This window comes from Rodentibacter genomosp. 1, from assembly GCF_001999285.1.
In the GTDB taxonomy this organism is placed as follows: domain Bacteria; phylum Pseudomonadota; class Gammaproteobacteria; order Enterobacterales; family Pasteurellaceae; genus Rodentibacter.
In genome coordinates, this window is sequence record NZ_MLHN01000010.1 from 17,426 (window position 1) to 35,718 (window position 18,293).

General features: G+C 43.0%; 31 protein-coding genes. All 31 read right to left on the bottom strand.

Features of this window, described 5'->3' with window-relative positions; all coding sequences use genetic code 11:
* Window positions 1-42: 42 nt before the first annotated feature.
* Entirely contained in the window at window positions 43-960 is a 918-nt protein-coding gene (locus BKK54_RS06500; protein ID WP_077542312.1) for a Mu-like prophage major head subunit gpT family protein, read from the bottom strand.
* Complete coding sequence (locus BKK54_RS06505) at window positions 960-2,003, bottom strand: phage protease (RefSeq protein WP_077542313.1); 1,044 nt, start codon at window positions 2,001-2,003, stop codon at window positions 960-962. Before BKK54_RS06505 ends, BKK54_RS06500 begins: the two co-directional genes overlap by 1 nt.
* Window positions 2,004-2,281: 278 nt before the next feature.
* Entirely contained in the window at window positions 2,282-2,767 is a 486-nt protein-coding gene (locus BKK54_RS06510) for a phage virion morphogenesis protein (protein WP_077542314.1), read from the bottom strand.
* Between the two features lie 112 nt (window positions 2,768-2,879).
* The gene (locus tag BKK54_RS06515) at window positions 2,880-4,148 is read right to left on the bottom strand and encodes a phage minor head protein (protein WP_077542315.1); all 1,269 of its coding nucleotides are present in this window, start codon (window positions 4,146-4,148) and stop codon (window positions 2,880-2,882) included.
* Window positions 4,135-5,778 carry a DUF935 domain-containing protein gene (locus tag BKK54_RS06520; protein WP_077542316.1) on the bottom strand — a complete coding sequence of 548 codons (1,644 nt, stop codon included), beginning with the start codon at window positions 5,776-5,778 and terminating at the stop codon, window positions 4,135-4,137. The genes BKK54_RS06515 and BKK54_RS06520 overlap by 14 nt, the downstream gene beginning before the upstream one ends.
* Window positions 5,779-5,788: 10 nt before the next feature.
* Window positions 5,789-7,435, bottom strand: coding sequence for a phage terminase large subunit (terL, locus tag BKK54_RS06525; RefSeq protein WP_077542317.1), 1,647 nt, complete (start codon window positions 7,433-7,435; stop codon window positions 5,789-5,791).
* 102 nt (window positions 7,436-7,537) lie between these two features.
* A complete protein-coding gene (locus BKK54_RS06530) occupies window positions 7,538-8,047 on the bottom strand; it encodes a DUF1804 family protein (RefSeq protein ID WP_077542318.1) in 510 nt (169 codons plus the stop codon).
* A 1-nt stretch (window position 8,048) separates the two neighbouring features.
* Complete coding sequence (locus tag BKK54_RS06535; protein ID WP_077542398.1) at window positions 8,049-8,315, bottom strand: hypothetical protein; 267 nt, start codon at window positions 8,313-8,315, stop codon at window positions 8,049-8,051.
* A complete protein-coding gene (locus BKK54_RS06540) occupies window positions 8,315-8,572 on the bottom strand; it encodes a hypothetical protein (protein WP_077542319.1) in 258 nt (85 codons plus the stop codon). Before BKK54_RS06540 ends, BKK54_RS06535 begins: the two co-directional genes overlap by 1 nt.
* Entirely contained in the window at window positions 8,569-8,703 is a 135-nt protein-coding gene (locus BKK54_RS12160) for a hypothetical protein (protein ID WP_272948306.1), read from the bottom strand. Before BKK54_RS12160 ends, BKK54_RS06540 begins: the two co-directional genes overlap by 4 nt.
* Complete coding sequence (locus BKK54_RS06545; RefSeq protein ID WP_077542320.1) at window positions 8,696-8,953, bottom strand: DUF2681 domain-containing protein; 258 nt, start codon at window positions 8,951-8,953, stop codon at window positions 8,696-8,698. Before BKK54_RS06545 ends, BKK54_RS12160 begins: the two co-directional genes overlap by 8 nt.
* Window positions 8,953-9,231 carry a DUF2644 domain-containing protein gene (locus BKK54_RS06550; protein ID WP_077542321.1) on the bottom strand — a complete coding sequence of 93 codons (279 nt, stop codon included), beginning with the start codon at window positions 9,229-9,231 and terminating at the stop codon, window positions 8,953-8,955. The genes BKK54_RS06545 and BKK54_RS06550 overlap by 1 nt, the downstream gene beginning before the upstream one ends.
* Window positions 9,228-9,401, bottom strand: coding sequence for a hypothetical protein (locus BKK54_RS11840; RefSeq protein WP_167366619.1), 174 nt, complete (start codon window positions 9,399-9,401; stop codon window positions 9,228-9,230). Before BKK54_RS11840 ends, BKK54_RS06550 begins: the two co-directional genes overlap by 4 nt.
* Entirely contained in the window at window positions 9,391-9,894 is a 504-nt protein-coding gene (locus BKK54_RS06555) for a glycoside hydrolase family 108 protein (RefSeq protein WP_077542322.1), read from the bottom strand. Before BKK54_RS06555 ends, BKK54_RS11840 begins: the two co-directional genes overlap by 11 nt.
* 80 nt (window positions 9,895-9,974) lie before the next feature.
* The gene (locus BKK54_RS06560; protein WP_077542323.1) at window positions 9,975-10,403 is read right to left on the bottom strand and encodes a Mor transcription activator family protein; all 429 of its coding nucleotides are present in this window, start codon (window positions 10,401-10,403) and stop codon (window positions 9,975-9,977) included.
* A gap of 111 nt (window positions 10,404-10,514) precedes the next feature.
* Complete coding sequence (locus BKK54_RS06565; RefSeq protein ID WP_077542324.1) at window positions 10,515-10,952, bottom strand: hypothetical protein; 438 nt, start codon at window positions 10,950-10,952, stop codon at window positions 10,515-10,517.
* 58 nt (window positions 10,953-11,010) lie between these two features.
* The gene (locus tag BKK54_RS06570; protein WP_077542325.1) at window positions 11,011-11,415 is read right to left on the bottom strand and encodes a gp16 family protein; all 405 of its coding nucleotides are present in this window, start codon (window positions 11,413-11,415) and stop codon (window positions 11,011-11,013) included.
* Window positions 11,408-11,782 (bottom strand): hypothetical protein, encoded by a 375-nt coding sequence (locus tag BKK54_RS06575; protein WP_077542326.1) that lies wholly within the window; start codon window positions 11,780-11,782, stop codon window positions 11,408-11,410. The genes BKK54_RS06570 and BKK54_RS06575 overlap by 8 nt, the downstream gene beginning before the upstream one ends.
* Complete coding sequence (locus BKK54_RS06580; protein WP_077542327.1) at window positions 11,769-12,254, bottom strand: hypothetical protein; 486 nt, start codon at window positions 12,252-12,254, stop codon at window positions 11,769-11,771. Before BKK54_RS06580 ends, BKK54_RS06575 begins: the two co-directional genes overlap by 14 nt.
* Window positions 12,255-12,331: 77 nt before the next feature.
* On the bottom strand, window positions 12,332-12,802 hold the full coding sequence (locus BKK54_RS06585) for a hypothetical protein (RefSeq protein WP_077542328.1): 471 nt from the start codon (window positions 12,800-12,802) through the stop codon (window positions 12,332-12,334).
* Window positions 12,803-12,869: 67 nt separating this feature from the next.
* Complete coding sequence (locus BKK54_RS06590) at window positions 12,870-13,118, bottom strand: hypothetical protein (RefSeq protein ID WP_077542329.1); 249 nt, start codon at window positions 13,116-13,118, stop codon at window positions 12,870-12,872.
* Window positions 13,111-13,416: a hypothetical protein gene (locus tag BKK54_RS06595; RefSeq protein ID WP_077542330.1), complete on the bottom strand. Its 306-nt coding sequence runs from the start codon at window positions 13,414-13,416 to the stop codon at window positions 13,111-13,113. Before BKK54_RS06595 ends, BKK54_RS06590 begins: the two co-directional genes overlap by 8 nt.
* Window positions 13,417-13,418: 2 nt before the next feature.
* Window positions 13,419-13,589, bottom strand: a complete 171-nt coding sequence (locus tag BKK54_RS11645; RefSeq protein WP_143541436.1) for an FMN-dependent NADH-azoreductase — start codon at window positions 13,587-13,589, stop codon at window positions 13,419-13,421.
* Entirely contained in the window at window positions 13,586-13,750 is a 165-nt protein-coding gene (locus tag BKK54_RS11845) for a hypothetical protein (protein WP_167366620.1), read from the bottom strand. The genes BKK54_RS11645 and BKK54_RS11845 overlap by 4 nt, the downstream gene beginning before the upstream one ends.
* A gap of 9 nt (window positions 13,751-13,759) precedes the next feature.
* On the bottom strand, window positions 13,760-13,987 hold the full coding sequence (locus tag BKK54_RS06600; protein WP_077542331.1) for a hypothetical protein: 228 nt from the start codon (window positions 13,985-13,987) through the stop codon (window positions 13,760-13,762).
* Complete coding sequence (locus BKK54_RS06605; protein WP_143541437.1) at window positions 13,984-14,169, bottom strand: hypothetical protein; 186 nt, start codon at window positions 14,167-14,169, stop codon at window positions 13,984-13,986. Before BKK54_RS06605 ends, BKK54_RS06600 begins: the two co-directional genes overlap by 4 nt.
* Before the next feature lie 149 nt (window positions 14,170-14,318).
* On the bottom strand, window positions 14,319-14,939 hold the full coding sequence (locus BKK54_RS06610; RefSeq protein ID WP_077542333.1) for a DUF3164 family protein: 621 nt from the start codon (window positions 14,937-14,939) through the stop codon (window positions 14,319-14,321).
* A gap of 2 nt (window positions 14,940-14,941) precedes the next feature.
* A complete protein-coding gene (locus BKK54_RS06615) occupies window positions 14,942-15,133 on the bottom strand; it encodes a hypothetical protein (RefSeq protein WP_077542334.1) in 192 nt (63 codons plus the stop codon).
* An 11-nt stretch (window positions 15,134-15,144) separates the two neighbouring features.
* The gene (locus BKK54_RS06620) at window positions 15,145-15,441 is read right to left on the bottom strand and encodes a hypothetical protein (RefSeq protein ID WP_077542335.1); all 297 of its coding nucleotides are present in this window, start codon (window positions 15,439-15,441) and stop codon (window positions 15,145-15,147) included.
* Window positions 15,442-15,451: 10 nt separating this feature from the next.
* Window positions 15,452-16,333: an AAA family ATPase gene (locus BKK54_RS06625; RefSeq protein ID WP_077542336.1), complete on the bottom strand. Its 882-nt coding sequence runs from the start codon at window positions 16,331-16,333 to the stop codon at window positions 15,452-15,454.
* A gap of 10 nt (window positions 16,334-16,343) precedes the next feature.
* Window positions 16,344-18,284, bottom strand: coding sequence for a Mu transposase C-terminal domain-containing protein (locus BKK54_RS06630; RefSeq protein WP_077542337.1), 1,941 nt, complete (start codon window positions 18,282-18,284; stop codon window positions 16,344-16,346).
* Between the last annotated feature and the right edge of the window lie 9 nt (window positions 18,285-18,293).

Sequence of the window (18,293 nt, forward strand, 5' to 3'; positions counted from 1 at the left end):
ATTTACTCCTAAAGGGCGGAATCCCGCCCGATGTCGTTATGTTTAAATGATTTGTGGTGAAACCAACACTTTCAAACGACCTTTTAAGATATTGGTCGTACCGTCAATCATCTCACCCTCACAAATCTGACGGGCTTTAAACTCAAGAGCAGGCGGCACTAAAATCACATTCGGACGAATGTTTAGTAATTTACCGCCATCACCTTTTAAGGATTGCATTTGAGCAATTACCGCCATAATGTTCTCCGCAGTTAGTTCGGTTTGCTCGACACAGTGAGCCAACTGCCAAAAACCAAAACCTGCCGCACCACGGGCACGCACACCCCATTCATAAATATCTTCATTGAAGACCGTATCGGATTTTGACGGATCAAATTTGGTCTCAATTTCCGGGGCGGTACGTTCTTGCCAAATTAATGGCTTAACCGCATTCGTGGTGTCAAAAATATAAAAGGTTGGCGCATCGGCTTTAGAGCCGGTGGTAATATTGCTTTGTTGTTTACTATTGCCCGTGCCGTCCACATTTTCATAGACAGGATGGTCGGTGTCAAAGTAGTTTTGCCCATCATAACAAAGGGTTGTTTTCCCTTCTTTTAACAAACCAAATACCAAATCATCCGGCAATTCTGCCGCACTTTGTGCCGCTTGTTGCACCATCGGGCGGAATAAGCCCACTTGGTCATCTTCAATATCCACACGAGGCACGCCCACCGTGCTTTCAAACAATTTATTTTCAATGCTGGTACCTTGAGCTTGCATTGCTTTACGCTGACGTTTTCCCACCCATTCCTGCATTTTCGGGAATTGCCCTAAAAAGCCGTAGGTATTGACTTTAGTGTTAGATGAAATTTTCATCGCCACCATATCCCATTGTGGTTTAATTAACGCCAAACCCGCCACAAATTCTTTTTTAAACTGGCTTTCAATCGCCCTTAAAACCTCGGATTTTTTAAAGCTCATTATTTTTGCTCCTTATGCTCTTTCATAAATTCCGCTTCGGTCATACCGAGCGCACGTGCCGCCGCTTGCTCTGCTGCACTTAACGCCACCACTTTCTGATTCGGATCTTCTTTCGCTTGACTTTCACCGCCTAAAGCCTGATTAGGTGTCGCAATGGTGAGATAATCGGATAATGCCGTCACATCCGCTTTACCTAACTTTTCTGCCCAATCTTTTTGTGACGGCAATAAACGTCCGTCCGAAAGTGCGGTTTGAATTAAATCTTCCACCTTGTCGTGTTGTACTTGTGCAGTTAATGCAGCTAATTTGTCTTGCACGTCTTTCATCATAGACAATGGCACATATTTAGTCGGGTCAGGTTCTGCCCCCACTTTTGCACTTAATGCTACGACTTCGTTGTCTTTTTCTTTTAACTTTTCATACACATCACTTAATGCCACCAGGCTATCGCCTTTTGCTGCAGAAAGTGCGGTCAGTTTTTGTTTCATTTCGTCTTCGGTTGCTTGTGGCGTACCGAATAATTGACGTAATAACTCCAACATAGAATTATCCTTTTTTTGCTGTTGATGAAATTGGGATGAAAAGGCAATCGCTTCTGCCAAATCGTGACAAGCCGGACGATTGGTGAGGGCGGCATTTAGCACCTTTGTGACTTTGCCGTCTTTAGCACTAAAGAACATCGGTGAAATGTAACGATATTCCCCGTCTTGAATTTGTTGATGGGCTTTTTTTGTCCAATCGACATCGACAAAAATCCCTTCGCCGGAAATATATTCCGCCTTTTCCATCCACCCTGCGGCAGGATTGGGTTTGCCGTTTGTTTCGATAAAGAGTGTTTGATGTTCGTAGTCAATCATCAGCTTAATCTTTAACTGATTAATTTGTTCAGCCAAAGCATAGCCGTTACTGTCATCTACATACCAACCTCCTGCACCTTCGGTGCGTCCATCTTGCGAATAAAAACGACCAAAGGGGAACAACTGAATACGCCCATTTGTTTTTTTATCTAGCTCGAAACTTAATGCAATCGGCTTAATATTCATCGTTTGTTATCCTCGTTCTTTGATAGCGGATAACAGAATAACGGAAAGGATAAAATGAAAAGAGAGGAGGGACTTCAGCACACCCTCACAATTTCAAAATGTTTGAGAGGTAGGTTTAAGCCCCATTGAGATTTTAAACAAGCTATTATAAAAAATAACTTAAACCCATTTTAAAACGTTTTAAAACCGCTTTAAATTGTTTTAAAAATTTAAACCCGAAAAATGATACCCATAAAAAAGAAAATCGCCCTGTGTGCGATTGAGGGCGATTTTTCAATTTATTTCATCAGGCTTTGAAAATAGCGTTGTACATCATCTAAAATATCTTCCTCATCTTGTGGGGTTAAAACAAGGAACGGACGAGCCTGAATTTGACTTCCGGGGTGATTCACCGACTTACGCACAATACCGCCAAATGCCAAGGCTTTTTTGGTGACCGGTTTGATTTTGTGTGGTTTGGTTTTACCGCCAAAATGATGAATAGTGGCATAGACTAAATTTGTGCCAACTTGTGCTTCATCATTATCCCAACTCGCATGAATACTATTACGCAATGCACCGCTATCAATCAACGGCGAACCACCGGGACGGCTTTTCACCCCCAACCATTTCGGGCGACCGCCTGCCTCAAAATTCTGCTCGACCGCACTTTGCATGGTACCGGCAATCGTGCGCATTAGCGGCACATTATAACGAATGCCTTCTGCCACCCGTTCTAACAGTTCTACCACTTCTTTTTCATTGTTGATTTTTATTTCAATCATCGTTATATTGTCCCTTGCCACTAGAAAAGCGATGAATCTCGAGGATCGCGGACGATAGGTTGAAAGAGTACCTTGGATTGTGTGTAGGTGTTTCGAGCCCTACCTAGTGGCATTATTTAAATGCTTTTTTCCATTGTTTTTCACTTACAAAACGAACTGATTGCATAAATATTTCGTTTTCTTTTCTAAGCACTTTCAATACCGCAACTATTTTTTTACCCTCAATTTGTTTATAAAACTGATACCCAAATTCATCCGGTATGACTTTGTCAGGTTTATTAATAACATCAGGCAATAGCGCATATTCTTCAAAACCAAATCCCTGTCCATCACGGCTATTAAATTGTTTAATAAGCGTATCATCCGACAGCCACACCGTTGCCGTTTCACTCATTAATGTCGTTTTATCCGCCGCATTTAACACACCAGCTGTAAACTTATATTCACGACGTAGTTGATTGCGCACCGTCGTTAAATCATCAGAAGTGAGTTTTGCATTTAAATTGAGCCGCTGTTTAGCTTGTTTAAATTCATCTTCAAGCTGTTTAAAATCAAATTTAAACCCCTCGCCCCCCATTTCACGTTTGGCAAATTGATGTGCCAAGCTTTCCGGATAATGATCCAAATTCGGCTTATACGTGGTGCGCCCCACGTTATAATCAAACCCTCGGTCGGTCACCACCCATTTGTCATCAGAAACCTTAAATGCGGTGGTTTTTTCTGTTTGGGTCGCATTGATTTTACGGTTGTATTCAATCAAGCGTTCTTGACTTTCCCCCACAACCAAGTTCCGTCGTTCAATATCCCGTTCAGCCAAAGCAATCACCGAGCAACGACAATTAAAGCCATTGGGCGGATAAAACACGTTCCAAAAAGGATCATCATAGCGATAAACCAACCCATTCATGGCGGAATGACTTGGGCGTGTCCGATCATCATTGACTGCCGAATATTGCCAATAAGGACGACTGTCCGCATTATCCCGCATTTGTTGATAACGCTCGCTTGAATAAGCCGCCTGCATATTGGTGCGATAAATGGTCTTTAACCGTCGTGGCGTACCAAAATATTCACCGGTTTTTGGATCAGCCAATAAATAGCCTTTATCGTAACCGGCAATCCAGCCTTTCTTTTTAAAATGCTCAAAAATCCCTTTTTTCCACTCGCCGAAAGATTGTCCCTGTTGCTGTGCCTCAATGAGCGACTGATAAATATCTTTTGTCATCTCAAGGCTGGAAAGGTTAGCAATACGTGCCGCTTTCGCCCTTGCGCTGTCCATCAACCCTTTTTCGTCAATATGATCTAAAAAGGCTTTTTTACTTTTTAAAAATTCAATGGCTTTTTTCGGTGGCAAGCCTAACGCAAAACTAAGGTTTGGCATGGCTTGCTCCTAGAAGTTCTGACAAAAACATCGCACGGGTTAAATACTCATGGTGGGCTTTTGTCGTCAGTTCCGGATAAAGCGTGGCGAGTTTTTCTTGCGCCTCTTCATAAGAATGGCAAGATAACATCACCTGCACCGCTTTCTGCACCATGGGACCAAGTTGTTGATTAAAATCCACCTGTTCTAATGCCTCATCTAAGGTTTCATCTAACAACGCCTGCTCATCTTTTTTCTCTGATGTTTTTGACAATGCCACAACCTTTCCCAAGCACCCATCACACTGACACCCTATGACATGGGCAGAAAGTGCGGTTGTTTTTTTCGCGGTTTTATCCTCGTTTAAATCCGTTTTAAATTCGCTTTGAAGGGGTTTTAACAACTCGTCATCTTCTTGGGCTTCCGGAATCCCTAACTTATCTCTTGCCCATGATTCCGGCACTTTCACCCCAATTTCGACCAGTTTCGGCAGTGCCTCGGCAAAAATGGATAAATCTTCGTATTCCTTGGTGTCAAATTCAAAATACGGCACACGATGGGGCGCAATATTCGGATCAACATTAATTTGTAAATACGGCAAAATAATTTGCTTGGTGATAGTTTGTGCAATCTGCTTGGCATCACTTATCATCAAATCACGACGCACTTCATTATGCACATTACCGAGTGCATTGGTGGAACTTTTCCCATCTGCACCACTGGTTAAAGTTTGCCCTAAAATCAAACGGGCGATAGATTTCTCACACCAATCGACCATCTTAAGAAAAGGGTTGCTGCCCGATGCAGCACCGGCATTGGCGACATTATGCAGTTCAATTTGCATCGATTCCGGCATAATCCCTGCCGCATTATGACCGATTTCGGCAAGGGCACGAAGTAAGGTGCGTTTTTCCATAGGTGTTGCCCCCGCACCATATTTCCCGATGCGAATCGGCATCCCGTAAAGCTCTAAAAACTCCGCAAAATCCCGCACGGAGTAGTGCTTATACATATAAAGCCACGCCAACGTGCGGTATAAACCATCACGTGCTAATTGGGTCGAGCGGGATTTATGACGATGTACCACCCAACCGAATGGGCGCAAGGGTTCACCCATCGGATTATCCGGTGTGCGGAGTAAAAGATTATCGTGCTTATCAAGGTTAAACCAAGATTGCGGGCAAGGTTTAAACCCTTTCGGCACCCACTTGCCGTCCACTTGCGCCCATTGAATTTCAAGGGCAGCAAAGCCATGTCCTACGGCATCCATTAAATCCACAAACAAATCTTCAAGGTTTGGATATTGATAAAATAACTCATCAATTTCCGCCTGCAGTTTTTCTTCTGCCGGTGTCGCATTACGCGGTTCAACAATACGCCAATCAAGCGTAAGAACAGACCGCTTACGGGTCATCATATTGGCGGCAATACTTGAATCTTGCTCCTCAATATCCATAAAGAGTTGATGTTGCGCCTGAATATCCCCGTTTTCCGCCTCTTCTAAAATACTTTTCAGTTTACCCGGTGTAATCTTGGCGGAAGGATGATCATCAAGTACCCGTCCTGTTGCCGTCACATTCGCTTCATCGGTTTGCGTATCCTCGGTATTGTCTATTTTAAACAACCCTTTCACTTTATCTAAAAATCCCATTTATCCCACCTTAACTGCGCCAAATGTTATATAAATCCTCGTCTTCCCCATCCAACGCTTCATCATACTGATCTAACTCACTCAAACTCATCCATTCAATCGGTGCAGAGTTAGTCACCGCATTACGCCATAACATCTCCAAGGCATCCGGGCCATCATCATGGTCGGCTTTGGGAAAATGCCGTAACTGGGCAATGAGCGTGGCTTGCGAGGCGTGCAACAAAATCAACCCGTTTGCCATATGTGGTTGTAGGCTTTCAATGCGTAACATTTTGTCCGTGTTGGGTTTTGTTGCCGTAGCTGGCACAGGACAACCCCGTTGCGCAGAACGCTTAACTAATTCGTCTTTTAAAAATTCCTGAAACTGTACAGTTTCCACAAACCAACGCTGACAGCGATATTGCCGTTGCAAACGGATCACATCTTCAATAATTAAATCCGGCAAACGCTTTTTCACCTGCGCTTCGACCACATATAATTTGCCCGTGGAGCGTTGATACCCACCCACTAAAATCGCTGAAGGGTCACGACTTGCCCCGGCTTTTCCAAGTGATGGATCAAGTGCGCCAAAATAAATCAAGTCTTTCGGCAAGTCCGTCCAGTAAACAAGACTATTGGCAAACATTGCATCATCACTGCTTAACGGGTCGTTTTGATATTCGGAGTCAAAAGTGGCGTGTCCGTCACGCGCCCGAATTTTCATCAAGGTTAAAATTGGACGAGCTGCCCAACTGACTACCGCGCCTTTATCCATCTCTGCTTGATGTTGCTGATAAAAGGCATCGGCAACCGCTTCACCTTCGTTTAAGTAAAAATCTTCCCACTTATCCCAAAGGCTCATATCATCCGGCTGTTTAATTAAGGCTTTAAATTTCGCAGTTTTCCACGCCTTACTTGCTAAAGTGCGGTTTAATACGCTGTCGTAATGCAAGATTGTGCCGATATACACGACATCTAACTTATCACCTGCTGCCCCAAGTGGGAGCACGGTTTTCTTTAACCAGTTATGCAATTTATCCCGCTGTTCCGGACTTCTAACTTGTTCGTCATTTTCAATATCGTCCAACACCACAAGATCAGGACGATATGCGCCATGGCGTAATCCCCGTAATTTTTTACCGGAACCTGCCACTTGCACTTTCTGATTGGCTTTGGTGACAATGGTTGCCGCTTGCCACACCCGTCCTTGCCCGGCAATTTCCGGAAAGTCAATTTTGAGCCGTTGATTAAATTCCAACTCTACTTTGATTGCTTCAAGCATTGGGTAGGCTTGGTCGATACTGTCCATCACAATTAAGGCATAGCGTTTTTGTTGGGTGACGAGGCAATAAAGGGTAAATAACTGCGATACTAAAGTGGATTTAGCCTCACCACGGGGCGCAGCTATCGCTAAATGCACTGATGTGGGTTGCTGAAGAGTAAGGGGTAATTGCTCAAAAAGATAATTGTGCAACTGCGAACGACTACTTGAGCGCACATAATGCGGAAAATAATTCGACACAAAAAAGTCATAGCCCGAAACCGGATCAAAGACTTTTTTGCGCCGCTCAACCACCGCTTCCGGTGTATCATTCCAACCGTCAAATTGCGCTTCGACTTTTTGACGCAGGCTGTCCGCATAGGCTGCCAATTCTTTTAAAAAATCTTTGCTTTTCATTTTAGTCACTCGCTAACATTGCAAAAAATACCCACCAGCCCCAATCCCCACCATCACGGGCAGAAAGACAGGCAGCGATGATAAAAATAAAGGACACTAAATTCATACTTTAAACGCCTTATCAAGGACAGAGGCAAACCCCTTTAACAAATCCGCAAACGTGGCTCGCACCTGTTTATCTTGAGTATGTGCTTCTAGATAATCACCAAATAATTTTATTGTCTTAATTGCCGTAGCAAGTTCTGATACTTCCGGCAATAACCGCTTACTGCTTGCAATCATTTTTGAATACGAATCACCAAGTCCCTGCATTAATTTGGCTTTTTCGCTCACGGGTAAATCTTCCGTCTTGCGTAGCTCGTCTAGCGTATTTTCAAAATAAAGCACAAACGAGGTAAGCATACCGCGTGCCACATCTTCCACTTTACCGCTTGCCATGGTGTTTGCATCGCGCACTTTATCCCAGTTATCGCCACGTCCTTCCGCTTCACGCTTCCAACGGCGAGCCGTGTTATAAGAGACTTTGGCTTTCTCTGCGGCGGTTTCTAGGGTTAAGCAATCAAACACGTAATAACGGCGTACATCCGCTTTCGTTTTCTCATCGTGTGCCATCTTAGCCCCCAAACTTGGCTTTAATTAATTCAAACCCCACCGATACCACCAACCCGCCTAAACCGCCCATAATGGCAGCACGCACGCCAAGTTTCGCAAGGTTTTGTTCGACTTTTGCCAAACGGACATCAATATCATCGACACGCCCGTCTAAACGGTCGATTTTATGGTTGACTTGCCGTGTAAGACTCAAGATTTCATCTAGCTTGGCATTGGTTTGTTCTTTTTCTGCTAATTGTTCCAAGCGTTTTCGTTCTCTTGCCAACATCATTTATCCGCCTTTCTATCTAGCTTGTGATTAATTTCTTTTAACTGGTCACGGACTTCCTTCAAAATGCTTTCCATGTGTTTATCTTTTACTTCCGCCATCTCTTTGCGCTGATAATCACGTTCAACGGATTTTTCCAACTCACGAATTGCTTTTTCATTATTTGCGACCTTGTCATTGACCGATTTCCACACCCAACCCACAAGGCTGATAATTAGGGTCGTGCCAATCCCAATAAACACTTTATCGTCAATCATTCTGCCCCCTTGTTATCAGTACAAATTGCCCGATAGGTGTCGTTATGCACTTTAATCTGGCGTAGAGTTTCGGTGGTATCTTGCCGGCTTGCCGAAATGGTTGAAAAGCCGGCACAACTTGGATTAATCACGGAGGTCACCGGACTTGTGCAAGCTGTCAATAAGAGAAGTGCGGTCAGCATGGCGACTGTTTTCTTCATGATTTTTCCTTGTTTCATAATGTTTGACTTTCGTCTCGGAGACGGCTTTTTCTTGTTCAAGTGTTGCATTGGTTTTTAATAAGCGGTCAATTTCACGGCTTGCCCGGTGAAATTTATGCCAAATATAGCCAACTACCATCAGTCCCCCGATAATGGCTAATAACATCATCTGTAAATTCATCAAATCCCCCTTGGCTTCTCTTCAAATTCGGCTTGAGGTGTCGTGTCTGCCTTTGCCCGTTCACGTGCCTGATAAGCCGTCACTGCGCCTTTCGTTGCGGCAGAACCGCCACAAAAACAGGCAAAATAAAAATACAAATCCGTGGTGATGGCTCGATCTAAATACACCGAATAAACCAACACGCCCGCCATCACTAAAAAACCAAAGAACTGGATAAAACCCGTGGTACTGGCTCGCCCGTCGTTATTGGTGAATAGCTCAACAAACTTGTTGGTCATTGGCTCAATCTCCACATAATCACTTCCGCCGGCGTAGGTTTACCTCGGCGGACATAGCTCCACGCATTTTTGCTGAAAAAGTGCGGTCGATAAGCCAAAGTTTTTTGATGACGACGTTGAAAAAATCGGTTAAAAACCCGTTTAAATATACCCAGAAATCTAAACTTCATTGTCCATTGCTCCATATTTCAAATTGCCTGCTACACGACGTACCCAACCTTTTCCAAAGGTTGCAAAAGTAGATAATTTGCAATAAAACTCCAAACGCTCCGCATTCAAACGCATAATCACATCAGAGACTGCCATTTTCTTAATGGCTGCAAGGGTGAAAGCGCCAATCACACCGTCATCCGCCACATTGACCGCCCGTTGCAACATCCGGCTTGCATTGCCTAAACCGTGATTGACGGCCGCATCGAAAAATTGATACGCCACCGCAGACGGCATTTTTTCGCACTGATAGCGCACCCAAAATGCAGAATGATAAATTTTAAAGGCTTGTTCACGGGTCATTGCACGCATAGCACCTACATAGCCATTTTCCCGTGCTGTGTGTTTTGTGATCCCCCAGTTCGTTTCACCACCGGGGTCGCGTGGATCATTGACATAACCGCCCTCGTGTCCGATAAGGCGGTCAAAAATTTGCTGAAAAGTTAAAGACATAAAAAATACCCTCATTCATTGATAGATTGAGGGTATTGTGTAAAAAAGAGAGCAAAGGGAAGAGTCAACCGACTTCAGCACTAAAACAAAGCCAGATTGCTTATTGCCTCGGGATGACGCACTTTTGCTAAAATCTCCCAACCTTTGCGATCAGAAATCTGATATTTCGGGCAGAGTTCCAACATTGCCATACGCCCCGATGTTTTTTTCGTTTGTGTAAGATGGTCATAGTCTGCTTTAAAATGATAATTACGCAACACCCGAAGAGCCGTCTGACAACGGGGAATATAAAGCCATTCCCCACGAAATACTTCACGTAATTTCATTGCATTTTCTAGTCCAATCAGCTCTTTCAGTTTTGGAAAATAGTGTACGCCATCAGTAAACCGAAACGTTGCGCCACCAAAATGCGTAATAATTTTTTCAACCGTAGGAAATCCCACCAAATCAACCATTTGCTGTACTGATTCAGGTAACAATTCCGCCACATCTTCTAATTTCATTACCATCACGACCTCCGCATTATTTTTATATATTTTCACACGGGATTTTTAAAAATTAGGAATTTTGGGAAGAAAAAATGAAAAAAAATCCCGCACGAGGCGGGACTTAGTGACTTTCTATTCTTTATCTACTGCGCTTTTTAAAATCTTATAAAGAGAATTTATGGATGCCAATGCTTCCGCTGGTGTTGGCGTTTGGTTCATTGTGCTTGCATAATGGGTTAAAATATAGTCACAATCTACACCGTCTGGTGCTTGTCTCTTTAATGTTCCCAAAGCTTCAACAATTTCAACCGGCGTAACATAATAACCGTTTTTAACAAGAGCTTCGTGTATTGCAACAGATTTATCTACAACCTTGTTCAAATTGTCCGAGCATAATCCATTTACATTATCTAACGCTCTTGCTGCTCTTTTTTCTTCAACAGATCCTATTTTATAAAAATCAGTATTAGGAAAACTTAAAATAGCTAAGGCTTGAGAGGGAGTTGGCTTTTCTTCAGCAAACACAGAGGCGGATAACAACGCAACTACTAGAATGGCAAGTTTTTTCATATATGCTCCAATAAAAAAGGCTCCAAAGAGCCTTTAATTTACACCGACTAACCATTTCTTACAACGCCTTTTTATTCCGATCATACACCGCCAACATCTGTACCACTTTTTTCAACTGCCACGGTGTAAGCCAATGCACAACATCCACTTTAAAAGAGCGTTTCGCGATACCGTCTGCATATTCCTTCGGGAGGTTGTGTTTGGCTAAAAGTGCGGTAATTTTTGCCAGATAAATTTTCTTATCATCTCTCGGGGCGGCACGGTTGCCCCAAAATGCCGACCGCACGTTAAAGCCTTTTTTCACCATCTCACCCAATACCTTGTGCAATTCCTCTTCCGTCATTGCCGCACAACTGGTTTTGCCGGTGAGATTGGCAAGGAATTGACGATAGGTTTCCTCATCCAGCCCCAACTGTTTTTTACCGATATGGATTTTAGTGATTAATCTTTTCCGATTATCCATTGATTTTGACCCCCGTTAAGATTTCTCGTAATTTTTGACACATTTCACCGGTACGTTTGCGCTCTTCTTCAGTAATTTTTCGCTCAATCATTAATGTTTCAGGGTAATCTCTCGGTAAGCGGTCAATCAACATTTTCGGGTTGGGGAATCTGTCACACTCCGCATAAAGTCGCATAAAGGCTTTCTCAATGCGAGGTTTATCCCGCTCTTTTTCCCATTTAGTGCCTAGTCCCTTGGTGAGAGCCAATACCCACACTTGAGCCGTTTTTACAATGATTTCTTCCGGTGGCGTATTGGGTAATCTTAATGTCACAAGCCCCATTAACCCTTTTGCAATGACGGCATTCAACCAATCATCTTTTTCCATTTGCAAACTCCGCTAAATTTGCCAATGCTTGACCGGTTTTACTGTTTAATGGCGGGTACTGATGAGTTTTTACCGTCATGTTTGTTGCCGGCTCAAGGGATTGCCCTTGCCATTTACTCATCACTTCCAACAAATAACCATGCCCGACTAATGGGCGTTTAATATTATGGCGACCATTGAGCACTGTGTTAAACCCATAAATCCACGCCTCTAGAGGTGCAGCATAAATCTGTCCATTACGGGAAAATTCGCCCTGTTGGACTAAAGTCATTAATTCCCCCAATAACTTTGCGACACGATTCATCGCAAGGGCTGACGTTCCCGGACGAAATAGTGCCAAATACTGCACAGCTAACCGCCCAAACTCCCCATTAAATTGCATTGCCGTCATCACTGCCTGTGTTGCTTGTTCATGCTGTAGCAACACATCAAGCGATAGCACCGCACCACAAGCAGGGCATTTACACTTCATTTTTAAACCTCGTTTAAATCGTATTTAAAACACATTATCCAGCCCACTTTACGTGGAAAATGGGCTGTAAATGGGTTTTACATATAACTCGGGTACTCTTTTCTCAAAATTTGATAAAAACCCTGCGAAAGAGCAAATAAATCCAATCCCTCCGCCGGTATTGTTTTACAACTCTTAATATAACCTTCACCTTCATATCCAAAAGGTAAGCCTGCTTCTTGCCATAATTTAACAGCCTTCAACACAGCTGGTGCTAAGTGAATAGAGTTAATAACAAAACTACGCCCGTCATAACCCAACCTTGGTAATAAATCACCTTGAGAAATCAGTTTTTTTATGCGGGTTCTAAATCGACTTTGGCTTAAGGGTGCCCCTGCATAAAGATTAATTCGGTGTAAAACTGCAAATCCGCTAGGTTCACTCGTCGCAACGTCCAAAGAGTAAGTGCCTAATTCGTTCCCAATATAACGGACGAACGTGTTTCTTACTATGGCAGAGAGTGTTTCATCCCAAATATAATCCAGTAGTTGTTGATCGGTAATTTTCATTTTTTCTCCTGTCGTAAAACTCATTATTCAGCCCACTTTACGTGACAAAATGAGCTGTAAATAGGTTTTAATCTTTCTTTGATTTTTGCAGATCGATTGTGATAATTCCCACCCCAACCGCATTGTCGTCTTTCCAACGAATGAAATCTGCAAGCGTTATATGAATCCCGCTCTTTTTCAGCTCCTCTACCTCTGCTCTGGCTTGTTTTTGGAATTTAAACCATTCTTTAAAATCTTCTAAAAATCGGTCAAATTGTTCATCATTAAGAACTAAAATATCCGTTACTTGCTTAAATTCATAAACTTGGTCAGCCATTTTCTCGCCCTTCTTGTCTAGCCCATCTCCATCTACTTTTCGGCATTAATTCCGTGACATCTTCTTTCGCCCATTTCAAAAATTTTTGTGCAGTGATTTTGGGATAATTCCTTCCGTTTCTTACTGATGGGCTGTCATACCGCACAAAGATGGTTAATTCTCCCTTTTCATCATAACCTGTGCCAATCCATTTAATTTGTCTATCGCCTAATAATGGTGGAAAACCATATTCTTTAGGTCGTTTTGCCGAATAAACCCGTCCGACTTCTAAATCATCAATGGTAAGTTCTGTTTTCATATTCATTCCCCCAACACCGGCACTATTCGCCACGCCACTGTTTTCATCTCCCGACTTGCCTGATGCAATAATTTCAACGCATCATCATTTTTCTCTTCCAACACATTATCTTTGGCGATTTCCAATAAAGTCTGAATATCGACAATTTGCTGGGCGACATCTGTTTTTGTCATACTTCCTCCACCTCAACCACATCATCAATTTCAACAATCTTGTGTGGTAAATTGTTTATATCAAAAGTGTTCAAATCACATTTTTCTAACACTTGTTCATTGCTTTCAGCCTCGACCACAGCCTCAACTAAGCAATAAAAACGGGCTATATATTTCGCCATTATTTCCTCCTAATTCGGCACATCATTGTTATTACAGGTGTAGGGATAAAAATCCGCATTCACTTTTGGCGTAATTCCCCCTTTGCTATAATCTTTGTAAACCAAATATACAACGCCACTAATACAAGTTTCGTGTATGCTTGCTTCAATCGAAGCTTGTGTGATTTGTTGTTGTGTTGGTCTATCACAGGCAGTTAATGCACAAAGTGCGGTTAAAATAAAGAGTGCTTTTTTCATTCTTCACTCCCGAAATCATCTTCATTTTCTATTACGTAATTAATTCTAAATTTAAAATCAACGCCGTATTGTTCTGCCATTTCGTTTAATATTTCGATGGCGTAGGCTTTGGCGTCTTCTTCACTTTCTGCCTCTGTATCAAAGTCACAAATGGCATTAATATTCACGTTGTAGATCATCATTTTCTCCTATGGGTTAAAACACTTTATAAACGCCCCTTAAAACGGGTTTAAAGAGCGTTGAAAAGGGTTTTAATGTTTAATTAAGGTCACGATGACCCACGCTAAACACACATAAAATACGCAAAGCGGAATTATTGCCCAATCCATCCCTATACCCCCGCCACATCTAACGCAATCGGCACATACTGTTCGCTTTCACCCACGCGTTCATAAAGTCGCACATAGGCTTTGGAACTTACCACTTGCACACTCTCGCTAATCGCCTGCATAGCGTTTTGCCAGCGTTCGTCTTGAATATCCACCCGTCGTAAGCCTAAAATGCGGGAGGTATTCAAATTGCCTTCTTTATCCACATTAAACGCCCGTTCAATTAAGGCTTTTAATTCAGGGCGAGAGCCTTCCGACCATTCACTCAAACATTCATCAATCAGCACTTTTGCCGCTTGAATACGCTCATCAAATTGCAGATGGTCGTTAATGGCACGTTGAATTTTGTATTTGCCGTCATAACTAAATAACGTGATATTGCCTTTTTTGCCGCCCACTTTGGCTTGATATTTTTCCGCAGAGAGTTCAATAAACGCCTGAATATCATCAAAAACCCCGCCTTTAAACTCGCCAATGGCTTGACTGACTTTTTTGCCTTTTTCAATCCATTCCTGTACCAAGGCATCACGCTCTTTATCAATCTCTTTTACTAATTCATCCGGGGTTAAATTGCCCTTGGCATCACGCCAATAGGTTTTGCCCTCAATCACGACTTTTGCCATTTTTACACCTCTTCTTTACCTAATTTGATTACAATTAATCGTTTATTTGATTTCTCTCGCCACGCACCTTTTTGTGCGCTCATGCTTTGTATCGTTTTTGGGCATTTGCCCAGTTTTTTTGCTAATTCATCTGCCGTGCCGTCGCCCAAGTTCTCTTCCCCTCGATAGACGGCATAGATTTGACGACGTGCCATTGTTCCCCTCCTTATTGCAGATACTTACGCCAAATAACACGGATACCTTCCACGCTAAATTGCGCTTCTTGGTATCGCCCGTTATCCCGTCCAACGTGGTAAACATAGGCTTTTTGTTCGCGTTCAAGACGGTCGGTAATCGAATTCGTCATCACACGCACGGTGGGCTTAATCTTTTCAAAATGCACATTAATCACCGTCAACCCCATTTCGTTTAAGCGTTTCACCGCTTTTTCTACTTGTTCAAGATAACGCAACATCAAATAGTTATTTTTGTTAAGCGGTTTGGCTTGGTTTGTTTGTGTCATTGTTACCTCCCTAACTAATCAACATTTTGCTGTATTGTTCAATCATTGCTGCGCTGATTTGGGTGTCGTTTATTTCTGCCGACCGCACCACTCCGCGCATTAATTTGCTTAATCGGCGTGCATTGCCCTTACAGGCTTTAATCAGAGGTTCATTAAACTCACTGGTGTTTAATGCACTTTCCGCTAACATCGCTAAATCTTCATCGGGTAGGGCGTTACCTAAATCACAGGCAAATCCCACTCGGCTATAAAGTTGTGCCAGTTCGTTGTTTTTCCCTTTTAAATTCACTAAGAGGCGTGGCATTCCGGCTAAAATCACGCCACATTGGGTCAAGTCGTGAATGCGACGGATAAACTCCAAAGCTCGGGTAGAAAGCAATTCTGCTTCATCAATCATTAGCAAACGCTCTGAGCCTTTCAGTTTTTCCACAATGCTGGAGAGTACATCATTATTAATTCCCCGACTGTTTGCCCCCACTGCTTCGGCAATCTTGCGGAGCAATACTTTCGGATTGCAACTTGGATCGGTTTCAATCAATACTGCAGAGCTGTGTTCTTTGGCATATTGTTTCAACATCTGCGTTTTGCCTAAGCCTGCCGCACCATAAATCACGTTAATTTCACCTTCTGCTTGAGCAAACTGCATGATTTCCATTCCTTGTTTTGCCGTCATCGTTGGGACAAAAGCGTTGTTGTATTTCGCTTCTACCACTTTTGCTTTTTGGCGGGCTAAAAGCTCATCAACTTTTTCATCCAGCCACTTTGTATCAGTTGGATATTTGTCGTTCAGGTATTGGCTTATCGTGGTACCTGATGTATCAAACAAGGTTGCCACCTGTTTTTGGGTCATTTTGTTTGCCTTCATAAAGGCGTGTAATTCTTGGTTTTTCATTGTCTCCCCCTTACTCATTCACTAACTTTTTTCTTGCTTCCCACGCCTCTTTTTGTACTCGGGTTAAGAAAATCGGCGTAGGCTCTTCTTTCGGTTTGGCTTTGGTGCGTAGCAACTCAAAGCTAGGTTGATGTTCAATGGTGATAACAGGGTTCAATTCTGCCTCTGCCAGAGCGATTTTGTTTGCCGCCCGTTTTTTCATTCCCTCGGCACGTTGCTGTTGTTTTTGTTCAACAAACGGAATCGGGAACGCATTGCGTTTATGGGCTTCAAATTCGGCATTACAGATAAAACTGCCTTCTTTCGTGCGCACCTGTACCCAATTAGGGTTATGAATATCGACACAAACCATCACTTCTTGTCCTTGGTAATTCAACAAATCAAGATGGAAATATTTGTGCTTATTCCATTCAATTAAGCCTCGTTGTGTGGTACGAATAAAGGCTGGGCGTTGAATGTCCCGAAGTTCGTTTTCACTTAAATAAATCATCAAATCAGGATTGCACACCCGTTGATATTTTTCTGCCGGCGTACAGCCGATTTTGCGGTGAATATGTTCGTGGTTATACCAATGGATCACTTCTGCAATCACCGCTTTTAGCTCCTCCCAAGTGGGTAATTCCCGTCGGGCTTTTTGCTGTTTCGCGGTAAGCTGTGTACCTTTCCCGTTGCTGTATGCCAATTGGCGGGCAAGCATTTTACGGGTTGCTTCAGGATCGGCATTTTTGCCATAATAGGTTTCAAATTGTTCCGCAATGCGTAATCCCACGGTTTTATTAAGTCTTTCAATAATGCCTCGTCCTTGTGGATTTCCGGCAATCCCCGTGGCGTGATGAATCGAAAAGCGGGGCAAAATACCCGTGATTTCAGCATCTAATAGCTTGTTCTTTTCCCCACCACCGTTATCAGAGTAATAAATGGCGGGTACGCCGTGTGTCTGAATGCTGTGTCGTAAGGCATCAAGGACAGCAAAACCATTTTCCGCTAAGGCAAGCGACCAACCGACTATCTTACGACTCGCCCCATCCACAATCATGGTAAGCTCCGGTGTAAACGGTCTCCCATGTATCGGATGTGCCACTTTCATTTTCAGACTATGCCCGTCACCAATCCAAATATCATTGGCAGCAAAAGGTGACCAATCACGCTCAACATAAGGCAATAACTGCTTATATTTTGAGCCGCTCAAACGTCCTTTTTGTAAAATATGCTTAGGCAATTTATTCAATGCATGCCGCACTTGGTCTAAACTGGGTAAGGCATCCAACATATCGGGCTGCTCGTGATAGCGTTCCTGCCACTCTGCACAAAAATAACGGTAGCTTTCAGCCACACTTAAGGCATTTTTCTGCCTAAAAATCCCCAAGAACCAAGACAGATACCACACATCTTCTGCCTTTTTCGCCATCCTTTTCATCGGGGCAAGGGCTTTCAAACGTGCTTCCGGCGTATCCGCTTTCTCATAATCCAACACCCACTGATTTAAAGTGCGGTCGGAAAGCGTTCTGTTTTTCCCTTTCTTGTTATTGGCAAGCTCCACCAACCTCATCAATTCTGCGGAAACCTCACCATGCTTAATTTGTTCACATAAAAACTTAACGGCTTTGTAACGGGGCTGTGCTTGTTCAAGTTCTAACACTTTCACCACCAACGCCATCCTTGCGTCTGCGGCATCACGCTGTTTTGCCGTCAAGGTTTTTAGATCAACTTGGCGGAGAGCGAGTGGGGCTTTGGGTTTGGATTTCACAACTGTCACTGCAAATTTGCGGTAAATTTCATCTTGTACCGCCTGTGGCAGGGACGATAGAGCATATTCAACACCACCGCCTTTAACCCCCTTTAATGGTTGAGATTGCCATTTTTCTTTTCTAGCTTGTCTATTTACATTGCTTGGATGTTTAGATAATCCTCCAATGCCAACTAATTCTTTTGCACTAAACCATAATTTCATAACAGCTCA

Bases quoted from the DNA above. Each gene is read 5' to 3' on its own strand.
- BKK54_RS06615 (WP_077542334.1), bottom strand. From the start codon at position 15,133: ATGGCACGTCGTCAAATCTATGCCGTCTATCGAGGGGAAGAGAACTTG.
- BKK54_RS11645 (WP_143541436.1), bottom strand. From the start codon at position 13,589: ATGACAAAAACAGATGTCGCCCAGCAAATTGTCGATATTCAGACTTTA.
- BKK54_RS06605 (WP_143541437.1), bottom strand. From the start codon at position 14,169: ATGATGATCTACAACGTGAATATTAATGCCATTTGTGACTTTGATACA.
- BKK54_RS06555 (WP_077542322.1), bottom strand. From the start codon at position 9,894: ATGTCTTTAACTTTTCAGCAAATTTTTGACCGCCTTATCGGACACGAG.
- BKK54_RS06550 (WP_077542321.1), bottom strand. From the start codon at position 9,231: ATGACCAACAAGTTTGTTGAGCTATTCACCAATAACGACGGGCGAGCC.
- BKK54_RS06600 (WP_077542331.1), bottom strand. From the start codon at position 13,987: ATGAAAAAAGCACTCTTTATTTTAACCGCACTTTGTGCATTAACTGCC.
- BKK54_RS06540 (WP_077542319.1), bottom strand. From the start codon at position 8,572: ATGATTGACGATAAAGTGTTTATTGGGATTGGCACGACCCTAATTATC.
- BKK54_RS06575 (WP_077542326.1), bottom strand. From the start codon at position 11,782: ATGGAAAAAGATGATTGGTTGAATGCCGTCATTGCAAAAGGGTTAATG.
- BKK54_RS06590 (WP_077542329.1), bottom strand. From the start codon at position 13,118: ATGGCTGACCAAGTTTATGAATTTAAGCAAGTAACGGATATTTTAGTT.
- BKK54_RS06545 (WP_077542320.1), bottom strand. From the start codon at position 8,953: ATGAATTTACAGATGATGTTATTAGCCATTATCGGGGGACTGATGGTA.
- BKK54_RS11845 (WP_167366620.1), bottom strand. From the start codon at position 13,750: ATGGCGAAATATATAGCCCGTTTTTATTGCTTAGTTGAGGCTGTGGTC.
- BKK54_RS06595 (WP_077542330.1), bottom strand. From the start codon at position 13,416: ATGAAAACAGAACTTACCATTGATGATTTAGAAGTCGGACGGGTTTAT.
- terL (WP_077542317.1), bottom strand. From the start codon at position 7,435: ATGAAAAGCAAAGATTTTTTAAAAGAATTGGCAGCCTATGCGGACAGC.
- BKK54_RS06515 (WP_077542315.1), bottom strand. From the start codon at position 4,148: ATGCCAAACCTTAGTTTTGCGTTAGGCTTGCCACCGAAAAAAGCCATT.
- BKK54_RS06530 (WP_077542318.1), bottom strand. From the start codon at position 8,047: ATGGCACACGATGAGAAAACGAAAGCGGATGTACGCCGTTATTACGTG.
- BKK54_RS06505 (WP_077542313.1), bottom strand. From the start codon at position 2,003: ATGAATATTAAGCCGATTGCATTAAGTTTCGAGCTAGATAAAAAAACA.
- BKK54_RS06560 (WP_077542323.1), bottom strand. From the start codon at position 10,403: ATGGTAATGAAATTAGAAGATGTGGCGGAATTGTTACCTGAATCAGTA.
- BKK54_RS06630 (WP_077542337.1), bottom strand. From the start codon at position 18,284: ATGAAATTATGGTTTAGTGCAAAAGAATTAGTTGGCATTGGAGGATTA.
- BKK54_RS06625 (WP_077542336.1), bottom strand. From the start codon at position 16,333: ATGAAAAACCAAGAATTACACGCCTTTATGAAGGCAAACAAAATGACC.
- BKK54_RS06535 (WP_077542398.1), bottom strand. From the start codon at position 8,315: ATGTTGGCAAGAGAACGAAAACGCTTGGAACAATTAGCAGAAAAAGAA.
- BKK54_RS06620 (WP_077542335.1), bottom strand. From the start codon at position 15,441: ATGACACAAACAAACCAAGCCAAACCGCTTAACAAAAATAACTATTTG.
- BKK54_RS06565 (WP_077542324.1), bottom strand. From the start codon at position 10,952: ATGAAAAAACTTGCCATTCTAGTAGTTGCGTTGTTATCCGCCTCTGTG.
- BKK54_RS06570 (WP_077542325.1), bottom strand. From the start codon at position 11,415: ATGGATAATCGGAAAAGATTAATCACTAAAATCCATATCGGTAAAAAA.
- BKK54_RS06520 (WP_077542316.1), bottom strand. From the start codon at position 5,778: ATGGGATTTTTAGATAAAGTGAAAGGGTTGTTTAAAATAGACAATACC.
- BKK54_RS06510 (WP_077542314.1), bottom strand. From the start codon at position 2,767: ATGATTGAAATAAAAATCAACAATGAAAAAGAAGTGGTAGAACTGTTA.
- BKK54_RS06580 (WP_077542327.1), bottom strand. From the start codon at position 12,254: ATGAAGTGTAAATGCCCTGCTTGTGGTGCGGTGCTATCGCTTGATGTG.
- BKK54_RS06500 (WP_077542312.1), bottom strand. From the start codon at position 960: ATGAGCTTTAAAAAATCCGAGGTTTTAAGGGCGATTGAAAGCCAGTTT.
- BKK54_RS11840 (WP_167366619.1), bottom strand. From the start codon at position 9,401: ATGAAGTTTAGATTTCTGGGTATATTTAAACGGGTTTTTAACCGATTT.
- BKK54_RS06610 (WP_077542333.1), bottom strand. From the start codon at position 14,939: ATGGCAAAAGTCGTGATTGAGGGCAAAACCTATTGGCGTGATGCCAAG.
- BKK54_RS06585 (WP_077542328.1), bottom strand. From the start codon at position 12,802: ATGAAAATTACCGATCAACAACTACTGGATTATATTTGGGATGAAACA.